At 64.6% G+C, this 19,696-nt stretch carries 18 protein-coding genes and 1 tRNA gene; 7 read left to right on the plus strand and 12 right to left on the minus strand.

The genetic code is table 11. From position 1 onward, the window contains the following. Positions 1–13: 13 nt before the first annotated feature. The 5 genes from ACWGQ2_RS08355 to ACWGQ2_RS08375 all read right to left on the minus strand — a co-directional run bounded on the left by ACWGQ2_RS08355 (position 14) and on the right by ACWGQ2_RS08375 (position 4,219). Complete coding sequence (locus ACWGQ2_RS08355) at positions 14–358, minus strand: hypothetical protein (RefSeq protein ID WP_452016185.1); 345 nt, start codon at positions 356–358, stop codon at positions 14–16. After that, complete coding sequence (gene fliS / locus ACWGQ2_RS08360) at positions 348–788, minus strand: flagellar export chaperone FliS (RefSeq protein ID WP_452016187.1); 441 nt, start codon at positions 786–788, stop codon at positions 348–350. Before fliS ends, ACWGQ2_RS08355 begins: the two co-directional genes overlap by 11 nt. Then, on the minus strand, positions 785–2,125 hold the full coding sequence (fliD, locus tag ACWGQ2_RS08365) for a flagellar filament capping protein FliD (RefSeq protein ID WP_452016189.1): 1,341 nt from the start codon (positions 2,123–2,125) through the stop codon (positions 785–787). Before fliD ends, fliS begins: the two co-directional genes overlap by 4 nt. 246 nt (positions 2,126–2,371) lie before the next feature. Further along, complete coding sequence (locus ACWGQ2_RS08370; RefSeq protein ID WP_452016191.1) at positions 2,372–3,253, minus strand: flagellin N-terminal helical domain-containing protein; 882 nt, start codon at positions 3,251–3,253, stop codon at positions 2,372–2,374. A 123-nt stretch (positions 3,254–3,376) separates the two neighbouring features. Further along, complete coding sequence (locus ACWGQ2_RS08375) at positions 3,377–4,219, minus strand: sigma-70 family RNA polymerase sigma factor (RefSeq protein WP_452016193.1); 843 nt, start codon at positions 4,217–4,219, stop codon at positions 3,377–3,379. A gap of 262 nt (positions 4,220–4,481) precedes the next feature. Here ACWGQ2_RS08375 and ACWGQ2_RS08380 point away from each other — a divergent pair, with 262 nt between their 5' ends. Genes ACWGQ2_RS08380 through ACWGQ2_RS08395 form a run of 4 tightly spaced genes read left to right on the plus strand, consistent with a single transcriptional unit; the run spans position 4,482 to position 7,696 of the window. After that, positions 4,482–4,967, plus strand: coding sequence for a flagellar protein FlgN (locus tag ACWGQ2_RS08380; protein ID WP_452016195.1), 486 nt, complete (start codon positions 4,482–4,484; stop codon positions 4,965–4,967). A 27-nt stretch (positions 4,968–4,994) separates the two neighbouring features. Continuing rightward, the gene (gene flgK / locus ACWGQ2_RS08385) at positions 4,995–6,395 is read left to right on the plus strand and encodes a flagellar hook-associated protein FlgK (protein ID WP_452016197.1); all 1,401 of its coding nucleotides are present in this window, start codon (positions 4,995–4,997) and stop codon (positions 6,393–6,395) included. A 3-nt stretch (positions 6,396–6,398) separates the two neighbouring features. Continuing rightward, on the plus strand, positions 6,399–7,301 hold the full coding sequence (gene flgL, locus ACWGQ2_RS08390) for a flagellar hook-associated protein FlgL (protein WP_452016199.1): 903 nt from the start codon (positions 6,399–6,401) through the stop codon (positions 7,299–7,301). Further along, positions 7,298–7,696: a flagellar assembly protein FliW gene (locus tag ACWGQ2_RS08395; RefSeq protein WP_452016201.1), complete on the plus strand. Its 399-nt coding sequence runs from the start codon at positions 7,298–7,300 to the stop codon at positions 7,694–7,696. The genes flgL and ACWGQ2_RS08395 overlap by 4 nt, the downstream gene beginning before the upstream one ends. A gap of 87 nt (positions 7,697–7,783) precedes the next feature. Here the strand turns inward: ACWGQ2_RS08395 and ACWGQ2_RS08400 are convergent, their stop codons facing one another. From ACWGQ2_RS08400 to ACWGQ2_RS08430, 7 genes are all read right to left on the minus strand, one after another. Further along, a complete protein-coding gene (locus ACWGQ2_RS08400) occupies positions 7,784–8,620 on the minus strand; it encodes an aldo/keto reductase (RefSeq protein WP_452016203.1) in 837 nt (278 codons plus the stop codon). 100 nt (positions 8,621–8,720) lie between these two features. Beyond that, positions 8,721–9,179, minus strand: coding sequence for a hypothetical protein (locus ACWGQ2_RS08405; RefSeq protein WP_452016205.1), 459 nt, complete (start codon positions 9,177–9,179; stop codon positions 8,721–8,723). A 25-nt stretch (positions 9,180–9,204) separates the two neighbouring features. After that, a complete protein-coding gene (locus ACWGQ2_RS08410) occupies positions 9,205–9,915 on the minus strand; it encodes a bacterial proteasome activator family protein (protein WP_452016207.1) in 711 nt (236 codons plus the stop codon). 40 nt (positions 9,916–9,955) lie between these two features. Continuing rightward, the gene (locus ACWGQ2_RS08415; RefSeq protein WP_452016209.1) at positions 9,956–10,207 is read right to left on the minus strand and encodes a hypothetical protein; all 252 of its coding nucleotides are present in this window, start codon (positions 10,205–10,207) and stop codon (positions 9,956–9,958) included. Positions 10,208–10,339: 132 nt separating this feature from the next. Next, positions 10,340–10,531 carry a YbdD/YjiX family protein gene (locus ACWGQ2_RS08420; RefSeq protein ID WP_194781513.1) on the minus strand — a complete coding sequence of 64 codons (192 nt, stop codon included), beginning with the start codon at positions 10,529–10,531 and terminating at the stop codon, positions 10,340–10,342. Then, positions 10,531–12,834: a carbon starvation CstA family protein gene (locus ACWGQ2_RS08425; RefSeq protein ID WP_452016211.1), complete on the minus strand. Its 2,304-nt coding sequence runs from the start codon at positions 12,832–12,834 to the stop codon at positions 10,531–10,533. The genes ACWGQ2_RS08420 and ACWGQ2_RS08425 overlap by 1 nt, the downstream gene beginning before the upstream one ends. Before the next feature lie 150 nt (positions 12,835–12,984). Beyond that, positions 12,985–13,962, minus strand: coding sequence for an NAD(P)H-quinone oxidoreductase (locus ACWGQ2_RS08430; RefSeq protein WP_452016213.1), 978 nt, complete (start codon positions 13,960–13,962; stop codon positions 12,985–12,987). A gap of 66 nt (positions 13,963–14,028) precedes the next feature. Between ACWGQ2_RS08430 and ACWGQ2_RS08435 the strand changes: the two genes are divergently transcribed. The 3 genes from ACWGQ2_RS08435 to ACWGQ2_RS08445 all read left to right on the plus strand — a co-directional run bounded on the left by ACWGQ2_RS08435 (position 14,029) and on the right by ACWGQ2_RS08445 (position 19,625). Beyond that, a tRNA-Ser gene (locus tag ACWGQ2_RS08435) sits at positions 14,029–14,116 on the plus strand. A 234-nt stretch (positions 14,117–14,350) separates the two neighbouring features. Beyond that, complete coding sequence (locus tag ACWGQ2_RS08440; RefSeq protein WP_452016215.1) at positions 14,351–14,923, plus strand: septum formation family protein; 573 nt, start codon at positions 14,351–14,353, stop codon at positions 14,921–14,923. Between the two features lie 217 nt (positions 14,924–15,140). Next, positions 15,141–19,625, plus strand: a complete 4,485-nt coding sequence (locus ACWGQ2_RS08445) for an ExeM/NucH family extracellular endonuclease (RefSeq protein WP_452016217.1) — start codon at positions 15,141–15,143, stop codon at positions 19,623–19,625. Positions 19,626–19,696 lie beyond the last annotated feature (71 nt).

Consider the following 19,696-nt stretch of genomic DNA (forward strand, 5'->3'; position numbering starts at 1 on the left):
TGCCTCCGTGCGGCTATCCCGCGACGTCAAGGTAGACCGCGCCGCCGGAGGACGCGCTGGGGACGCTTCGGATCAGCTCGGCCTGCTGCCGGATCATCCTGGATTCGCTGCGCAGCTGCGCATAAGCACGCTGCTGCGCCATGGACAGCAGCCGGGCGCGGGTGGCGAACTCGGCGGGCAGCGGGCCCAGGTCATGCGGCGGATGCCAGGCACTGGCAACGGTGCGGGCCTGGTCCAGGACTGTGCTCCCGTCCATAAACGCTTCCAGGTTGTCCTCAAGCTGGGTCAGGACTTCGTCCCAGCGGTCAAGGTTCTCCTGATGCGGAGGCAGGTATTCCTGCGTGGGTTCAGCCGACACCGAGGGTACCGCCTGTTCCGGTCGCCGCTGCGGACGGTGTCTGGGCCGGGAGCTGGGCCGCCGCTTCGTGCCAGGCGTCCCGAAGCGGTTCAAGCAGGTTGATGCACTCCCGGGTCATGGCCGCGCTGTGCTGGAGGTTGGCCTCCACCATCGCCTTCATCACGTAGCCGTAGATGGCTTGGAGGTTCTCGCCGCCTTCCCACTCGTCCACCTTCAGCGTTCCGCTGAGTTCGGCGACGATGCTCTGGGCGTGGATCAGCTGCTCGCTGGCCGCCTTCCAGTTTCCCGCCTGCTGGGCGGCTTCGGCCCGGTTCAGGTCCAGGAGCATGCGGTCATACAGCATGGTGAGCAGCCGGACAGGGGACGCGGACATCACCGCGTCACGGATAAACTCGGCCCGTTTGGCCTGCAGCCCGTAGCTCACGGTCACTTCTTTCCTGAGCCGGAGGTGTTCAGCGAGGCCAGCTGGCCGGTGAGCCAGTCCTGCTGGCTCTGCAGCTGGCTGAGCTTCACTTCAAGGTTGCCCCAGATCATCTTGAGGGTTGATTCGCGGCTGGCCAGCCTGCGGTCCCAATCCTCGATCTGAGTATTCAACGATCGGATAGTGGATTCCTGGCCCGTAATGCGCTGGGTGATCAGGCCATCGTACTTATCCGAAGCAACCTTGCCGGCAGCCTCCACGCGTCCGGCGATGGTCTGCAGGGTCTCTCGGGTCTTGGTCGGATCAGCCGCCATGGCTGCGGCGAATCTCTCCGCATTGAACTCAACGGTGCCGTCTTTGGTAATCACCACGCCGATTTCCGACGGGGAACGTCCGTCAATCGGTGACGTTGCAGCTTCCATCATCTGCCGCTTGACGTCCCGGATCCCGGCGTCGCCGGTGAATACACCGCCGGAGGCCTGGGTGCTGCCGGAGGACGTGGAGACCGTTACGGCGCTGTTGCGGTTAATGTACGCGAACATATCAGCCAGCCCGGCAACCAGGTCCGAAGCGACCTTGGAGATGGCTTCATCATCCCGGGCCACGTTGATGGTCAGCGCAGTGTTGGCCGGAGTGTCCGCCGCGAGGGTGATGTCCACACCCGGCATCAGGGCCTTGAAGGTATTGGTGGAGGAGGTGATCTCCTGCGCTGCGGGGGATCCTGCCCACAGGGTGAGCTTTGCGTCCTGCGCCGACTTGAGTACGTCCATGTCCGTGCCGCCGAGGGTGGCCGTGAACGCGCCTTCGGAGCCGGTTTTGGCAGCGGTGAACTGAACCCGGTACTGCTGGACGCCGTCGACGCTTCCGGTGGCAATCTTCACGCCGGTAACGCCGAGGTTGGCTTTGTTGACTTCGCTAATGACCTCGTCCAGCGACTTGTCGGTCGTGTCAAAGGAAGTGACTGTCCCGTTAGCGGAGATCGCAAGGACACTGTTGGAGGGCCAGGCTGCCATTGCTGACGAGAGGGAAACCTGAGCGGTGGCCGTCTGCGTGACGGAAATATCCAGGGAGCCGGCGGCGGCGCCGGCTGTGGTGGTGGCAGTGACCTTGTCCGAGGTGGTGCTGGCCTTGAAGAGGTCCGTACCGGCGGGCTTCGATACTTTGGCAGCATGCTCAGCCAGCGAAGCAATCTTTGTGTTGAGGTTCTGCAGGGCCGTAATGAAGGTCTGGGTGGTGCTGACCTTGTTCTTCAGCAAGACCTGCGGACGTGCCTCAATGTCCATGAGCTGCTTGATCATGGCGGAGGTTTCAATTCCGCTGATCAGTCCGTCGATGCCTAGCGCCATGCGAGTGCTCCTTGTACGTTTCCCTCAGGTTCTGGCCCGCTGCTGCGGAGGGAAAAGCCGGTGTGGTTCTGCTGGAAATGGGACCGCTGGCCGAAGCCGGATAAAACGCCGCAGGCAGGGAATGGGCTGGCGGGAAAAGTGTGAGGTCCAAGTCATTCTCTTCCCGCCAGCGGCCATTCACCTGCCGGTTAAGCGGTTACTGCCGGTTGCGGTGCAGCTCATGCCGTTCCGCGGATGATTCCGTTATTACTGCAGGAGCTGCATAACGCCGGAGTTCATCTGGTTTGCCTGGGCCAGCATTGCAGTAGCGGCCTGGGAGAGGATCTGCGACTTGGTGAAGTTGCCCATTTCCTGCGCCATGTCGGTGTCGCGGATCCGGGAGTTCGCAGCCGAGAGGTTCTCAACGGAGACCGCGATGGTACGTGCGGTGGACTCCAGGCGGTTCTGCTGCGCGCCCAGGGTAGCGCGCTGTTGCGAGGTGGTAACGATGGCCGTATCCAGCGCAGTGATTGCTGCAGCGGCACCGTCAGCATCGGACAGGTCCAGCGTCCGAGTACCGGTGCCGTCACTTGCCAGGCCAGTCAGCGTGGTGACAGTGTCGAGCACGTTCGCCAGGTTGATATCGATTGTTTCCCCGGAGTCAGCACCTACCTGGATCTTCAGGGTTGCCTTGTAATCAGTAGGAGGTGTAGCGGGCGCCAGGGCGCTGTTGTCGAGCAGCTTGATTCCGTTGAAATTGGTCGTAGTCGAGATGCGAACGAGTTCATCCGACAGTGCGTCAACTTCGGACTGGATGGCGGTGCGTGACTTATCGTTGTTCGTGTCATTTGAGGCCTGGACGGCCAGGTCACGGACACGGTTAAGGATGTTGTGGACCTCGGTCAGTGCGCCTTCAGCAGTCTGCACCAGGCTGATGCCGTCCTGAGCATTGCGGCCAGCCTGCGTCAGGCCGGAGATCTGGTTCTTCAGACCTTCGGAGATAGACAGGCCGGCAGCGTCGTCAGCTGCACGGTTGATCCGGAGGCCGCTGGAGAGGCGCTCCACCGACTTGGCCTGGTTGGTCTGGTTCAGGTTGAGGTTACGCATCGCGTTGAGCGACGAGGTGTTAGTTGCAATTGTGAAACCCATGATGAATTCCTCCGTGATTGGGCGATAACTACGAGGCCCGTCCGTGGGCCTGTACCCCTAGCTATCGGCCCTCATCACGGGCGTGTTAGGAATTCGTCAGAGGATTTTTTGGTTTTCTGGGAGCTAGGACACCGCAGCGTTCAGCCCATGGCCCGGAACATGAAGTCCGGCAGGGCTGTGGTGCGGATCCTGACGGGTCAGGCCGCCTGCGGTCCACTCCGCGACTGACGCAAGGTACGCGTTTCGGCGGGCCGGCGAAATCCGCGACTCGATCGGCGCGGGCGTTTCAGTGTCGGAGTAATGCGTTCCCAACCCGTCGCGGAGAAGCCGGACGGCTTCGGCACGCTGCTGCGATATAGCAGAATGCGTAGCTCCCAGCTCAGCGGCAAGGTCCTTAACCGAGCGGTCGTGGAAGTAGACCTGTTCCACGATGTAGCGCATCTTCTCCGGCAGGGCAGCCACCGCGGCCCGCAGGTACTGCATACGCTCCGCAGAAAGCGCGGACCCTTCAGGAGACGGCAGCGCGCTCACCAGCGAGTCCGCAGCGGCGTCGTCCAGGTGGGAGACGGTGCGCGAGGCATCGGCCAGGGCATCCTCGGCCGCAGAGCGGTCAACGCCCATGGCGGAAGCGATCTCATCCACCTTGGGCGCGCGGCCCAGTGCGGCGGTCAGTGCTTCCTTGACGGCCAGGGTTTCCTTGATGCGCTTGCGTGCTGTGCGCGTAGCCCAGTCGTTCGAGCGCATCTCGTCAGCAAAGGCACCGACAATACGGCGCCGTGCGTAGGCGCCGAAGGGCACACCAAGCTCCGCGTTAAAGGAGTCGGCAGACGTAATCAGGGCAATTGCCCCTACTGATGCCAGATCGTCCCTGGAAAGATGCGTGGCTTTGGCACACACCTCTGAGACCAGATATCCGACCAAAGGTAAGTTCTCCACAACCAGACGGTTGCGTTCATCGCGATTCAACTAGTGGACCCCCAAGTCCTTGTTCCCCAACAAAACACGCTGACCGCTTGGACAGGAGCTGAGACTCCCGATAGACCTTCACTTTGGCGTAATAGCTGCAACATACCACTAACATTGGGAATGCAGACGCCGATAAGTGTTTCCGACGGATTAAAAGTTCTTGAGCCTGCAACGCGCGGGTGTCTTTGGCCCGTTGCAGGGTGTGCGTCCACATCCTTCGGAAAACAAGACAATTGCGTGCGTCGCAGGAGGTGAGCTAGGCATGGGAACCCAGAAACTATCCGCGTTACTCTGGGAAGAACGGGAGCTGCTGGAGCTCCTGACTTTCAAGCTCGAAGAAGAACAACTGCTTCTAACCTCCGGCAAAACCCGGTGGCTGCAGCACGCTACCCGGGAAGTGGAACAGGTTCTTGAACGCCTGCGCGCCGCGAATCTGGCCAGGACGGTGGCCGTTTCCGAGCTCGCACAGGAGTGGGGCATAGCCGAAGATGCAACTCTTCGGGAGATCATTGCCGCTGCTCCTCCCGGACCGTGGACTGAGATCTTCACGGCCCATCTGCAGGCGATGACAGAACTGACGGTAAGTATCCGCGATCTGCGCGACACGAACGAGCAGTTCCTGCGGACTGCCGCGCGCTCCGCCCAGGAAACCCTCGCCGGGCTGGGCACTGAAAGCAAGACGTACACGTCCAGCGGCACTTCGGCCGGCACCGGAAGCGGTGCCCGGATTGTGGACAAGCAACTCTAAGACCGTGAACAAAGGAACCAGCACGCCATGAGCACCTTCAGCGGTCTGAACACCGCCTACTCTGGTCTGAGCGCAGCCCGTAAGGGACTCGACGTCGTCGGGCAGAACATCGCCAACGTCAACACACCCGGCTACACCCGCCAGCGCGTCACCACCTCAGCCATGGGCGGGGCAGCGGTCACCGGCAAGTTCGCCACAGGGGCCCGGGTAGGCCAAGGCGTGTCCGTGGACGGCATCGCCCGCCTGGGCAGCATGCAGCTGGACGCCCGGGTGCGGGGCACCGCAGCGGCGTCGGGCTTCTCCGCAGTGCGTGCCAACGCCCTGGCAGCACTCGAAACCAGCCTCAACGAACCCGGCAAGAACGGCATCTCTGCCTCCCTCACCGAGTTCTGGGCGGCCTGGCAGGGTGTTGCCAACAAGCCGGGCGATGAAGCTGCCGCTACGGCGCTGATCGGCCAGGCCACCATCCTCACCACGCAGGTTGCCGCCGGCTACAAGGCAGTCGAGGAACAGTGGACAGGGGCCTACAAGCAGCTCAAGGACATGGAAGCGGAACTCAACGGTGCCGCGTCGCAGGTAGCCTCGCTCAATGCCCAGATCCGCACCACGCTGGCCTCGGGCGGCACTGCCAACGAACTCATCGACCAGCGCAACGCCCTGACCACCACGATTGCTGCCCTGGCCGGCGGAACCGTGCGCGAATCGGACAACGGCATGGTGGACGTACTCATCGACGGCAACGCCATCGTTTCCGGCGACATCGTCCGCCCGGTGCAGGTTGCCGGCGGTACTGAGATGGGCGGAGATGCTCCCCGGCTTGAGTGGGCACACCGCCCCGGAGTCAACATGGCAACCAGCGGGGAGATCGCCGGTGCGCTCAGCGTCCTGGCACCCGCAGCAGGCGGCGGCATCCTCGCCGGTGCTGCCGAAGGCTACAACAAGTTCGCCAAGGACTTGGCTGACGCAGTGAACGGGTTCCACAACGGGGGAACCAACACCGCAGGAGACGTTCGGGGAGACTTCTTCAGCCACGGCCCCGGCCCGGCTGCCCTCTCCCTGAAAGTGATTCCTTCTGACGCGTCGGGCATTGCGACCGGAGCCGCGGGGAAGGGAAACCTGGATAACTCCGTGGCCGACGACATCGCCCAGCTCGGAACCGGCCCGGAGTCACCTGACTCCGTGTGGACGAAATTCGTCAGCGGGATCGGTGCCAGCACCCGGCTGGAAATGCAGCAGGCGGATCTGGCCGGCGTGGCGGCGTCCGCCGCCGTCGACATGCAGCTTTCCAATTCCTCAGTGGACCTGGATGAGGAAAACCTCAACCTCCTGGCCTACCAGCACGCCTATCAGGGCGCGGCGCGGGTCATGACTGCCATCGACGAAATGCTCGACACCCTCATCAACCGCACCGGCATTGTGGGAAGGTAACCCGTGATCACCCGCACCTCCAACCTGCTGCTGACGCGCAACGCGCAGCAGAACCTGCAGGCCAACATGTCCCGGCTGGCCAAGCTGCAGGAGCAGGCCCAGACCTCGGCAGCCATCACCCGGCCCTCCGACGATCCCTCCGGTACCGCCGATGCGCTGAAGGTCCGCGCAGAAATGCGCGCCAACGCCGCGTACAAGAACAACATCACAGACGCGAACAGCTGGCTCTCCACCGTCGATGCCGCGCTGACCCGCACCAATGACATCCTCACCCGGATCAAGGACCTTGCGATCACCGCATCGACAGCCACGGCCACGCCAGCCAACAAGGCTGCCATCGCCACGGAGATCGAGGGCCTGAAGTCGGACCTGCTGGGGCAGGCCAACACGTCCTTCCTGGGCCGGAACATCTTCGCCGGGAACTCCGATTCCGGTAAGGCCGTGGACGTTGCCGGCACCCCTCCCACCTACACCTTTACCGGAGCCGGCGACGGCCCGGTGAACCGCCGTCTGGATGCCAACACAACTGTGCGCGTGGATGCCAGCGCGTCGGACATCTTCGGCGGCGTCAACGGTGAGCCGGATGTCTTCACAAAGCTGGACTCGCTGACCGCCGCGCTGCGTGCCAACGGCGATATCAGCACACACCTGGCTGGTCTCGACGCAAGCATGCAGCGGGTGATCACCCAGCAAACGGACGTCGGTATCCGCCACGCCCGGGTCCTGAAAGCAGAGGAAACCAACTTGGAGCAGTCCGTCAGCCTGGAAACCCGGCGCTCCGGCATTGAGGATCTGGACACCGCCCAGGTCATCCTCGATCTGAAGCTTCAGGAACTTGCCTACCAGTCTTCCCTTGCTGTCACCGCGAAGGTGCTCCAGCCCACCCTCATGGACTTCCTGCGATGAGCACCGCGACTCCCGTATCCTTTCTGGCTCCTCCCCCGGGCCTCGAGCCGCTGACCGAGTTCGCCCTGGAAGACGTCGACGGCGCACACGGGCTGTATTCCCTCACCGGCACGGACACGTCAGCCGGTGTGCGGCGGTTCTACGCCATTGATGCAGCGGTATACCTGCCGCACTACAACCCTGAGATCAGCGATGAGCAGGCCCGCCAGCTGCATCTGGAAGACCCCGCCGACGCACGCGTCCTGGTGGTTGCCAATCCGTCCGACGCCGGCACCACAGTCAATCTGCTGGCTCCGGTAATCGTTAACACCCGCACCTGGCAGTGCGCCCAGGTGATTCTGGAGGGCAGGGACCTGCCGCTCCGTGCACCGCTGGAAGCCGTAGCTGCCGCCTGAGCGTCTTACCTAAAAACGAGATAACAGAAAGTGCACGTCCCAGCTCTGGGACGTGCACTTTCTGTTATCTCGTTTTTAGGCTGGGATCTACGCGAAGTCGGACGTTGCCGGATCCGCGCCGAAACGGGTGCCGTTATCCAGGGCATTGATCGCCTGGATGTCCTCGTCGGAGAGCTTGAGGTCCAGTGCAGCCCAGTTCTCGCGGATGCGGGACTCGGTGACGGACTTCGGGATCACGATGTTGCCGAGCGCCAGGTGCCAGGCGATGACCACCTGGGCGGGCGTAGCGCCGTCGTACTTTGCGGCGATCTGCTGCAGCACTGCGTCATCCAGCAGGCCCTGGCCGGAGCCCAGCGGCGAGTAGGACTCGTGCTTGATGTTGTGCTTGGCCTCGAACTCACGCAGTTCGGTCTGGGCCAGGTACGGGTGGGTTTCCACCTGGTTCAGGACGGGCACAACGCCGGTGGCGTCGATGATCTCCTGCAGTGCCTCAACGGTGAAGTTGCAGACGCCGATGGACTTGACCCGGCCGGACTTCTGCAGTTCGACCAGGGCCTTCCAGGTGTCCACGTACTTGCCCTGCTTCGGCTGCAGCCAGTGGATCAGGTACAGGTCAAGGTATTCCAGGCCGAGGCGCTCCATGGAGGCGTCGAAGGCGGCCAGGGTTTCTTCGTAGCCCTGGTCGGCGTTCCAGACCTTCGTTGTGATGAAGAGGTCTTCACGCGGCAGGCCGGAAGCGGCAATGGCGCGGCCGACGCCGGCTTCGTTGCCGTAGATCTTGGCGGTGTCGATGTGGCGGTAGCCGGCTTCGAAAGCCATGCCCACAGTCTTTTCCGCGAGTTCGTCCTCAACCCGCCAGACGCCGTAGCCGAGCTGGGGAATGGTGTTGCCGTCATTAAAGGTGACGAGTGGAGATGTAGTCATGGTCCCCATCCTCCACCCGATGCCGGTGTCCGCGTGACCAAAAGGGCCTCTGTTAGCTGGACGCGAAATCGCCGCCGGCGCTCTTGCGCTGACGGAACGCTCAGGTGCCGGAGGCCGCGAGGACCCGCTCTGCCTCTGCGACGTCCTCTTCAACCAGGGCCGCGCGGCGGCGGACGTTCTCGACGCCGGCCGAGGCAATCCCCCACCGCTCGCCTTCGAGCCGGGACATGGCCGCGGCCTCAGCGGCGGCCGCCAGCGAATTGCCGGAGCGGGAAAGCGCCCGGTGCACGGCGATCAGTCCGCCGGGGATGTCCTGGCCGGTGCTGGGGAGCTGTTTCTGGGCCCCGGCACAGACCGCCCGAACCCGCGGGAGGAGCGCAGCCAGGTTGTTGGCCACCAGTGCCAGCTCGTTGTACAGGGCGTCGTCCTCCACCCCTTCAAGCATTTGGTGGTACCGGTCCAGGCCGCGGGTAAACCGGTCGTGGGCACGGCGCCACACACCCTTGCCGAGTTCGGTGTCGTCCTTGCGCCCCTGCCGGGCTGCTGCGAAAAGTGCCATCCTGCCGGAAATTCTACAGATAACTCTACAAATACTGTCCGGGACCCGCGTGGGGCTCAACGCGGCTGCCCACACCGGGCTGCTGGCCCGGCTGTGCGGCGGTACCGGTACGCCTGGGCTCGCCGTTCTCGCCAATCACGACGCCGGGAGCCAGCACGGTGCCCGGGGGGAGCTGGCGCAGCTGGAGTCTGCTCTGCAGCTGCGCGTTGGCCGTCTGCTGGGCGGCGATCGCCGTCTGGATGCCGCGGAACAGTCCTTCGAGCCAGCCCACCAGCTGGGCCTGTGCGATGCGCAGCTCGGCGTCCGTGGGGGTGGCGTCGTCCGGGAACGGCAGGTTGATCCGCTCGAGCTCCGTCACCAGTTCCGGGGCCAGCCCGTCGTAGAGCTCTTTGAGCGAGCGTTCATGGATCTCGGCAAGCCGGTTCCTGGCGGCGTCGTCCAGCGGGGCGTTGCGGACTTCTTCAAGCAGCTGCTTGATCATGGTTCCGATCCGCATGACTTTGGCCGGTTCGTCCACCAGCTCGTTGAGCTTGGCCGGGCCGGGTTTTGCGGCGGCCGGCTGGGCAACTGCGGACTCGGCGGCATCACTGCCGGACTGGCCGGCGCCGTCCGGGCTGGTGGCCCGGGCCGGCTGGTCCGTCCCGTCCCGGTCCGGGGACTCCGAGGGACTGCCGCCGGCCGGTGAACCGGAAGTATCCAGCCCGGAGGCGGCCGCAGATCCGTTCTCTTCAGTCATGGATTAATGCTCTCACGCCTGCTGCCGGATGGTCCGGGGCTTAGTCGTTTTCCAGCTCTTCCCCGCGCATTTGTGCGTACTCGCCGTCCGGGCTGAGTCCTGCGGCGTACTGCCCGGCATTGAGCTGGCCTGCCGTGTAGTGCTTCTCATCGAACTCCGGCCCTGCCTTGGCGTCCTCAGGGATTCCGGCGTCCTCGGCCAGGTGCTCGTCCTCGTTGTCCGGCTCCGGCAGCGGGAGGCTGATGTCCTCACGCAGGTGGGGGTCGGCGGGTAGGTTCTTGTCTTCTGCCATTCCCCCAGCAAAGCAGCATCCGGGAACCGTCTCAACCCTCTCCCCTCACCACCGAGAGGCCAGTTGCGGCTCTTTTCAGGGCTGAAATGAGCCGTAACTGGCCTCTCGATGGGGTGGGACGCGGCTGCCGGGTCAGCAGCAGCGCCCGCCGGGGTTGGCGTCCTGGCGGTCCATCTTGTCCCGCCAGAACTCCCGCTCGGTCAGCGGCGGGGAAGAGCAGCCCGACGCCGCGTGGTGGGCCTGGTATTTGCGGTACGCATCCTCCCCCATCACGTCACGGAAGAAGCGAATGAATCCGCGCAGGTGCCCGACGACGGCGGTCATCAGTGCCCCGCCGCTGCTGGTTTCTTGTCCTCCGGCAGCGCATCCCACTGTGCCTGGATCTTCTTCTCCTCCTCGGTGGCGAAGAAGCCTGCCGGCGCGAAGGTCCGCGACGGCACGGCCGGATCCTCGGCGCTCGGTGCCCCGCCGGAGCGGTAGGACCGGATGGAAGCGATCACCGCGGTGATGATCACGATGATCGCCAGGGTCACGAACAGGATGGACAGGACGCCCTGCACGAAGGTATTGCGCACCACCGCTTCCATGGCTTCAACGGTCTTGGCTGTGCCGAAGCTGGTTTCTCCGGCATCCAGTGCGTTGCGGAAGGCGTTGTGCTGTGCCCAGTAACCCACGGCAGGCACCGGCGAGAAGATCTTGTACATCGAGGCCGTGATCGTGACGACGGACGCGAAGGCCAGCGGCAGCACCACCACCCAGATGTACTTGAAGACGTTCTTCTTGGCCAGGATCGCCAGGCAGATGGCCAGCGCAATGGCTGCCAGCAGCTGGTTCGCAATGCCGAACAGCGGGAAGAGCGTGTTGATGCCGCCCAGCGGGTCAGTGACTCCCATGATCAGGATCGACCCCCAGCCGGCCACCATAATCGCCGTACATATCCAGGCTCCGGTCCGCCACCCCGTATCGCGGAACTTCGGAATGAAGTTGCCGATCGAGTCCTGCAGCATAAAGCGGGCAACGCGGGTGCCGGCGTCCACGGCGGTGAGGATGAACAGCGCCTCGAACATGATGGCGAAGTGGTACCAGAACGCCATCATTGCCGGTCCGCCGATGAAGCTCTGCATGATCATGGCCAGGCCGACCGCAAGTGTGGGCGCACCGCCGGTTCGCGAGACGATGGACTCCTCGCCGACGTCGGAGGCCAGTGAGGTGAGCATGTCCGGCGTGAGGTTCACGCCCACCAGGCCCAGGGAGTTCACGAACGCGACGGCGCCCTCCACGGTTCCGCCGGTGGCGGCTGCGGAGGAGTTCATGGCGAAGTAGATGCCGCGGTCCAGGGAGATGGCCGCAACCAGGGCCATGATGGCCACGAAGGACTCCATGAGCATGCCGCCGTAGCCGATGAACCGGGTCTGGCGTTCCTTCATGACCATCTTCGGGGTGGTGCCTGAGGAGATCAGGGCGTGGAACCCGGACAGCGCACCGCAGGCAATGGTGACAAACAGGAACGGGAAGAGCGGGCCGGCGACCACCGGGCCGTCGTCCCGGGAGGCGAACTCGCTGAAGGCCGGAACGCTGATCTCCGGGCGGACGATGATGATGGCGACGGCGAGCATCACGATCGTGCCGATTTTCATAAAGGTGGAGAGGTAGTCGCGCGGGGCCAGCAGCAGCCAGACCGGCAGGACGGCGGCGATGAAGCCGTAGATGATGATGCCCCAGGCGATGGTCACACGGTCCAGGGAGAAGATCGCCACACCCCATTCGGTGTCGGCGATCCAGCCGCCGCCGATGATCGCGAGCATCAGCAGCACGAACCCGATGACGGAGACTTCGCTGACCTTGCCGGGGCGCAGGTAACGCAGGTACACGCCCATGAACAGGGCGATCGGGATGGTCATGGCCACGGAGAAGACGCCCCACGGGCTTTCCCCGAGCGCATTCACGACCACCAGCGCCAGGATGGCAACAATGATGATCATGATGGTCAGGGTGGCGATGAGCGCTGCCGTGCCGCCGATCAGGCCGAGTTCCTCGCGGGCCATCTGGCCCAGGGAACGCCCGCCGCGGCGCATGGAGAAGAACATGACCAGATAGTCCTGGACGGCTCCGGCGAGGATAACGCCGACGATGATCCAGACTGTGCCCGGCAGGTAGCCCATCTGGGCGGCGAGGACCGGACCCACCAGCGGGCCGGCGCCGGCGATGGCGGCGAAGTGGTGCCCGTACAGCACCCGCCGGTCGGTGGCGGCGTAATCCTTGCCGTCGGCTTTGTACTCGGCCGGAGTCGCGCGCCGGTCGTTGGGTTTGAGCAGGTGCCGCTCGATGTACTTGGAGTAGAACCGGTACCCGATCAGGTACGTACAGACAGCGGCGAAGACGAACCAGATGGCGTTGACGGTTTCGCCGCGGACAATCGCCAGCATGGTCCAGCTGATGCCGCCCAGCAGGGCGATGCCCACCCAGACAGCAATCTTCAGCGGCGTCCAGCGGCGTTCTTCGGAATCGGCCGCAGCCTCATCGACCGCCACCGGCGGCAGGTCAGGGTCCTGGACGAGGACGTCGGCATCCCCGGTGCCGGGATCCGGGCGGTCCGGATCCCGCCGTCGGCGATTGTTTTCACTCATGGTGCTACCCCTTGTCAGCAGTGCGGGTCCTCACCTTTGGTGAAAAGGTGCGGGTGATGCGCAAGAGGTTAGCACCGGAGGTGAGATACGGGTCACACACACGCCGTGGCCGGGACGGCAACACGCCGCCCCGGCCATCCGCCGGTTCCCCTAGACGGTGAGCAGGACCTTTCCGGTGTGCTGACCGGAATCAAAGTACTCGTGGGCGGCGGATGCCTCGGCCAGCGGGAACGTGCGGTCCACCAGCGGTTTTACGGTCCCGTCCTTGAGCAGCGGCCACACATACTCACCGACGGCGGCCATGATGGCGCTCTTCTCCGCCTCCGGACGCGCGCGCAGGGTGGTGCCCATGACGGCACAGCGCTTGCGCATCAGCGCATTCAGGTCCAGTTCCGCCCGGGTGCCTCCCTGCAGCCCGATGATGACCAGCCGGCCTTCGACGGCGAGCGCGTCCAGATTGCGCTGCAGGTATTTGGCGCCCATGACGTCAAGGATGACGTCCGCACCGTGGCCGCCGGTGGCGGCCCGGACCTCCTCGACGAAGTCCTGTTCCTTGTAGTTGATCAGCACCTTGGCACCCAGGCTGCGCGCCAGTTCCAGCTTGGCCGGACTGGAGGCCGTAACCATGGGCACCGCCCCGAAGGCCGCGACAAGCTGGATGGCCATGGTGCCGATTCCGCCGGCGCCGCCGTGGATCAGCACGTACTCGCCCTCGCGCACTCCGGCGGCCATAAAGAGGTTGGAGAAAACGGTGGCTGCGACTTCGGGCAGCGCTGCGGCGGTCACCAGGTCCATTTCCGGCGGAACCGGGAGGACCTGCCCGGCAGGAACTGCGACCTGCTCGGCGTACCCGCCGCCGGATAGCAGGGCAACGACGTCGGCGCCCACTTCCAGCCCCTCCACACCCGTGCCCACCGCAGCCACCCGGCCGGAGACCTCCAGGCCCGGATATTCGGGAGCACCCGGCGGAACGGGATAGTTGCCGTGGCGCTGCAGGACGTCCGCGCGGTTGAGTCCCGCTGCCGCCACGTCAATCAGGACTTCGCCCGGCCCCGGCACGGGTGCTGGCACATCGCGCAGGGCCAGGACCTCGGGGCCACCGGCTTCGGTGATGACTATGGCTTTCATAAAACCTCCTGCAGAAGTGGGGAAAATTTTGGTGAACTGCGCTCATCTGCCAGACTACTAAGCGGAGGAAGGTTGTCCGAGCGGCCGATGGAGCTGGTCTTGAAAACCAGTGTGCGGTAACCCCGTACCAAGGGTTCGAATCCCTTACCTTCCGCTGGCGGGATGGTCCGCTTCCTGCCCTGCCGGCAGGCAGCATGACCTCCCGAACACCCCGGTCCTGGACCGGGGTGTTTTTCTTTGCCGTCTTCAATGCCTATGCATATTGCGCCGGCATGTTACTTCGCGGATTTATAAGCATGCTTGTGTTGCACATAGTCTCTTGTGGTGGTTTCCGGCCCATTTGGGGGGTGGAGAACCTAAACCATTCACAGCAGAAGGAGTTATTCGCATGAATTCCGCACGCCAGGGACAACTGGCACGCGCCGGAAAAGCCATCACTGTCGCTGCCTTTGCACTCGCACTTGCCGGGTGCGGTGCCTCGGGGTCTTCAGCAGACAACGACGAGCCCAGGACCAGCGAGTCGCCGGCCGCGGCATCCGCGGCGCCTGAGGCAGACACCGTTGCTGACGAGGCAGCAGAAGAAACAGCGCCGGAAACCGTGGAGGCGGTCAACCTGAAGGTCGGAGACTGCATGGCTGATGATCCGGATGCAGAGGAAGTCAGCGACGTCGACGTCCTGCCCTGCACTGAGCCGCACGACTCCGAGGTCTACGCAGCCATGGACATCGACGCCGATTCCTACCCCGGCGAGGAAGCCGTGGACACCATGGCCCAGGAATTCTGCCTCGCCCAGTTTCAGCCCTACATCGGCACTGACTACTCCGTTTCGGCCCTGGACATTGGATACCTGACGCCGACGGCGATGTCCTGGACGCTTGGCAGTGACCGAGAGATCCTCTGCACCGTCTACCGTGTAGACGGCGAAAAGCTGAGCACTTCCGTGAAGAACTCGAACGTCTAATACCCATACCGAAGAAGGGGGCCTGATCCAAGTGATTAGGTCCCCTTTTCGGTGTTTGTCAAGAGTTACGTACCGTTAGGCGGCCAAAGGGCCGGAATTCATATGCCTGTCACTCCGGGGTGGTATCCAGAAGGGGTTCACCGCACCCGCTGCCGTTTTCAATGCCGTTACCGCGCGCCCGAATCCGGCATCCTTTCCCCCAAAGGAGCAATGAGGCATGAGATTTACCCGATGGAGGGCAGCGCTGGGAACAGCACTGTCTGCCGGCCTGCTGGCCGGACCACTGGCGGCGCTGCCCGCCCACGCCGAGGAAGCAGCACCCTCCGGCGTCCTCATTAACGAGGCCTACCTGAGCGGTGGCAGTGCCAACGCCCCGTTCACCAACAAATTCGTTGAACTGTACAACCCCGGCACCTCGGCGGTCAGCCTGGACGGCTGGTCGCTTCAGTACCGTGCCGCAGGCAGCACGGGCGCACCCACAGGCGTCGGCCGGCTCTCCGGGAGCATTCCCGCCGGCGGCTACTACCTGATCCAGGGCGCCAGCAACGGCACCAGCGGTGTTGCCCTGCCGGCGGCCGACGCCACCATCGGAGCGAGCTTCTCCGGCGGGTCCGGCACTCTGGTCCTCGCCAGCCAGGCGTCCGCGGTAAACCCGCTGCCCACCGGTTCGGTGACGGATCAGCCCGGAGTCGTGGACCTGCTCGGCTACGGAACGTCCAATACTTTCGAGACTGCTCCGGCCGCCGCCCCGGCCGGCAACTCCGATCCGAAGTCCCTGAACCGCACCGAATTCGCGGACACCAACAACAACGCCGCGGACTTCAGCCTCAGCGCCGCCGTCACCCCGACCAACACGGCGGGATCCGGCACCGTACCGGACCCTGAACCCACTGATCCCGAACCAACCGACCCGGAGCCCACGGACCCGCCGGCCGGTGCAGTTGCGATCGCCGAAATCCAGGGCACCGGGGAGGCAAGCCCGCTGGTCGGCCAGAACGTCACCACCCGCGGCAAGGTCACCGCCGCTTACCCGACCGGCGGCTTCAGCGGCTACTACATCCAGACCCCGGGCACCGGCGGCGAACTGGATCCCGCAACCCACACCGCCTCCCACGGCATCTTTGTCTTCTCCGCGGACACCGTCGGCCAGGTTGCCATCGGCGACTACGTCGAGGTCACCGGAACCGTCGGTGAATACTTTGGCCTGACCCAGCTGACCGTCCCGGCGAGCGGCCTGACCAAGCTCAGCGAAGCTGCTGAAGAGGTCAAGCCCGCCACGGTGGCCTGGCCGGCCACCGACCCCGAGCGGGAAACCCTTGAGGGCATGCTGCTCGCACCGCAGGGCGAGTTCACCGTTACGGATAACTACACCCTGAACCAGTACGCAGAGATCGGCCTCGCAGCCGGCACCGAGACGCTGGTCCAGCCCACCGCCGTCGCACCGGTGGGCACTCCGGAGCACGCCGCGGTTGTCGCCAACAACGCGGCAAAGGCGGTAAAGCTGGACGACGGCGCCACCACCAACTTCCTCTCCGCCGCCAACCAGGCCAAGCCGCTGCCGTACCTGACGTCCACCGATCCGGTACGGATCGGGTCCCCGGCAGAGTTCACCACCAACGTGATCCTGGACTTCCGCAACAGTGCGTGGAAGTTCCAGCCGCTGACCGAACTGACTCCCGCCAACGCTGAAACTGTCCAGCCGGCGTCGTTCGAAAACACCCGCACTGCGGCACCACAGAGTGTGGGCGGCAACCTGAAGCTCGCCGCGTTCAACGTGCTGAACTACTTCAGCACCACCGGCGCGGACCTTTCCGGCTGCACCTACTACAACGACCGCTCCGGTGCTCCCGTCACCGTCCGCGGCGGCTGCGATGCCCGCGGTGCTGCCGACGAAGCGAACCTCGAACGCCAGCAGGCGAAAATCGTCGCAGCCATCAACGCTCTGGGTGCCGACGTCGTTGGCCTGATGGAAATCGAAAACTCCGCCGAGCTGGGACAGGACCGGGACACCGCTCTGGCCCACCTCACCGCGGCCCTGAACGCAGACGCGCCGGGCACCTGGGACTACGTCCGCTCCCCCGCGGCCCTGCCCGATGACGAAGACGTGATCCGCACGGCGTTCATCTACCGGACCGCTGCCGCCGAACCGGTGGGCGACTCGGTAATCCTGAATGACGAGAGCGTGTTCTCCAACGCCCGCGAACCCCTGGCCCAGGCCTTCAAGCCGGCCGGCGGAGAAGACAGCGAGAGCTTCGTGGCGATCGCGAACCACTTCAAGTCCAAGGGCTCGGCACCGTCCAGCGGAGAGAACGCAGACAACGGGCAGGGCGGCTGGAACGCCGACCGCGTCCGCCAGGCACAGGCCGTGGCCGCCTTCGCGGACACCGTGGCACAGGACGCCGGAACCGAGCGGGTCTTCCTGCTCGGCGACTTCAACTCCTACGCCGCAGAAGACCCCATGCAGGTCTTCGCCGAAGCCGGTTACGTGAACCTGGGCAAGGCCACGGGCAAGCACTCCTACGCCTTCAGCGGCCTGGTGGGTTCCCTGGACCACATCCTGGCCTCCCCCGCCGCTGCCGAGGACGTCACCGGAACCGACATCTGGAACATCAACTCCGTGGAGTCGGTGGCCCTGGAGTACAGCCGGTACAACTACAACGTCAACGACTACTACGCAGCAGATCCCTACCGGTCCTCGGACCACGATCCGATCCTGGTGGGCATGGACCTGACTCCGGCCGAGGCCGAGGTCACCGACCTGAACCTGCTCAACATCAACGATTTCCACGGCCGCATTGACGGCAACACGGTGAACTTCGCCGGCACCGTTGAGCAGCTCAAGGCCGCCGCACCGGAGGGCAGCTCGCTGTTCCTCTCCGCCGGCGACAACATTGGTGCCTCCCTGTTCGCCTCTTCGGTACAGCAGGACCAGCCCACCATCGACGTCCTGAACGCCCTGGGCCTGCGGGCCTCGGCAGTGGGCAACCATGAGTTCGACGGCGGATTCACGGACCTCACGGACCGTGTGGTTCCTGCCGCGGACTTCGAGTACCTGGGTGCCAACGTTTACCTCAAGGGCACCACCACCCCGGCACTGCCGGAGTACACCATCCTGGACGTCAACGGCGTGCAGGTGGCCGTGATCGGCGCCGTCACCGAGGAAACCGGCACCCTGGTTTCCCCGGGCGGCATAGCCGCGCTTGAGTTCGGCGATCCGGTGGAAGCAGTGAACCGCGTCGCTGAGCGCCTCGAAGCCGAGGGCCTGGCGGACGTCATCATCGCCGAATACCACGAGGGCGCCGGCTCGGGAACGCCCGACGGCGCCACCTTGGAAGAGGAGATCGCCGGCGGCGGTGCCTTCGCGGAGATCGTGACGGAAACCAGCGCACGGGTGGACGCCATCTACACCGGCCACACCCACAAGCAGTACGCATGGGACGCTCCCATTCCGGGTGTCGACGGCAAGACCCGTCCTGTTGTCCAGACCGGTTCCTACGGCGAGTTCATCGGCCAGATCGAACTCGCGTACAACGCCGAGACGGACGAGGTTCTCTCCTACACCGCAGGGAACGTTGCCCGCACCACCGAACCGGCTGATGCGCTGGTCTCCGCCTACCCGGCAGTTGCCGAAGTGAAGCGCATTGTCGACGCAGCCCTGGCGTTTGCGGCCGAGGTCGGCAACCAGCCGGTTGGCTCGGTCACGGCGGACATCACCACGGCCTTCGCGGGCACTTCCCGCGATGACCGCGGCAACGAGTCCACCCTGGGCAACCTGGTGGCAGACTCGCTGCTCTCCTCCCTCGGCTCCCCCGAGCGCGGCGGAGCCGAAATCGGCGTCGTCAACCCGGGCGGACTGCGCGCTGAGCTGTACTACGGCGAGGACGGCGTGATCACCTACGCCGAAGCCAACGCCGTGCTGCCGTTCGTGAACAACCTGTGGACCACCACCCTTACGGGTGCGCAGCTGAAGTCGGTGCTGGAGGAACAGTGGCAGCCTGCGGACAGCTCACGGTCCTTCCTGGCGCTTGGCCTCTCTGACAACGTGACCTACACCTACGATCCGGACCAGCCCGCCGGCTCCCGCATCCAGTCGGTCACCATCAACGGGGAACCGCTGGACACCAACCGGGCTTACCGCGTGGGTACGTTCAGCTTCCTGGCCCAGGGCGGAGACAACTTCTCCACCTTCGCGCAGGGAACGGATACCCGCGACTCCGGCCTGATCGACCGGGATGCCTGGATCAGCTACCTGGAGGCCAGCAGCCCGGTTTCGCCTGATTTCGCCCGCCAGGGTGTCATCGTCAAGGGGGCCCCGGCCACCGTGCAGGCCGGCTCCAGTGTCTCCTTCGCTGTGGAGAAGCTGGACCTGACCTCGCTGGGCAGCCCTGCGAACACCACGCTGGCCGTCAGCTGGGTCCCCGCCGGCGGAACCGCCGTCGCGCTTGGCTCGGTTCCGGTCAGCGCAGGTTCAGCCAGCGTCACGGCCACCATTCCGGCGTCGGCTTCCGGCAGCGGATCCCTGGTCCTTACCGCGGATCCCTCGGCTACGACGGTGACCATTCCGGTCACCGTGGATGCCGCACCGGAGCAGCCCACCTGTGTCCGTCCCGTCCCGCCGAAGAACTGGTGGGATCTCCGGGGCTGGCTGAAGTATGCAGTGGACTATGCCCGCTACCTGATCTGCCTCTCCGGCCGCGGCTAGTGCGCACCAACTAAGAAAATGGCGCCGCCTGGACCTCACGGTCCGGGCGGCGCCATTCTTTAACCTGCGGC

The sequence above is a fragment of the Arthrobacter sp. NPDC055585 genome, from assembly GCF_053619115.1.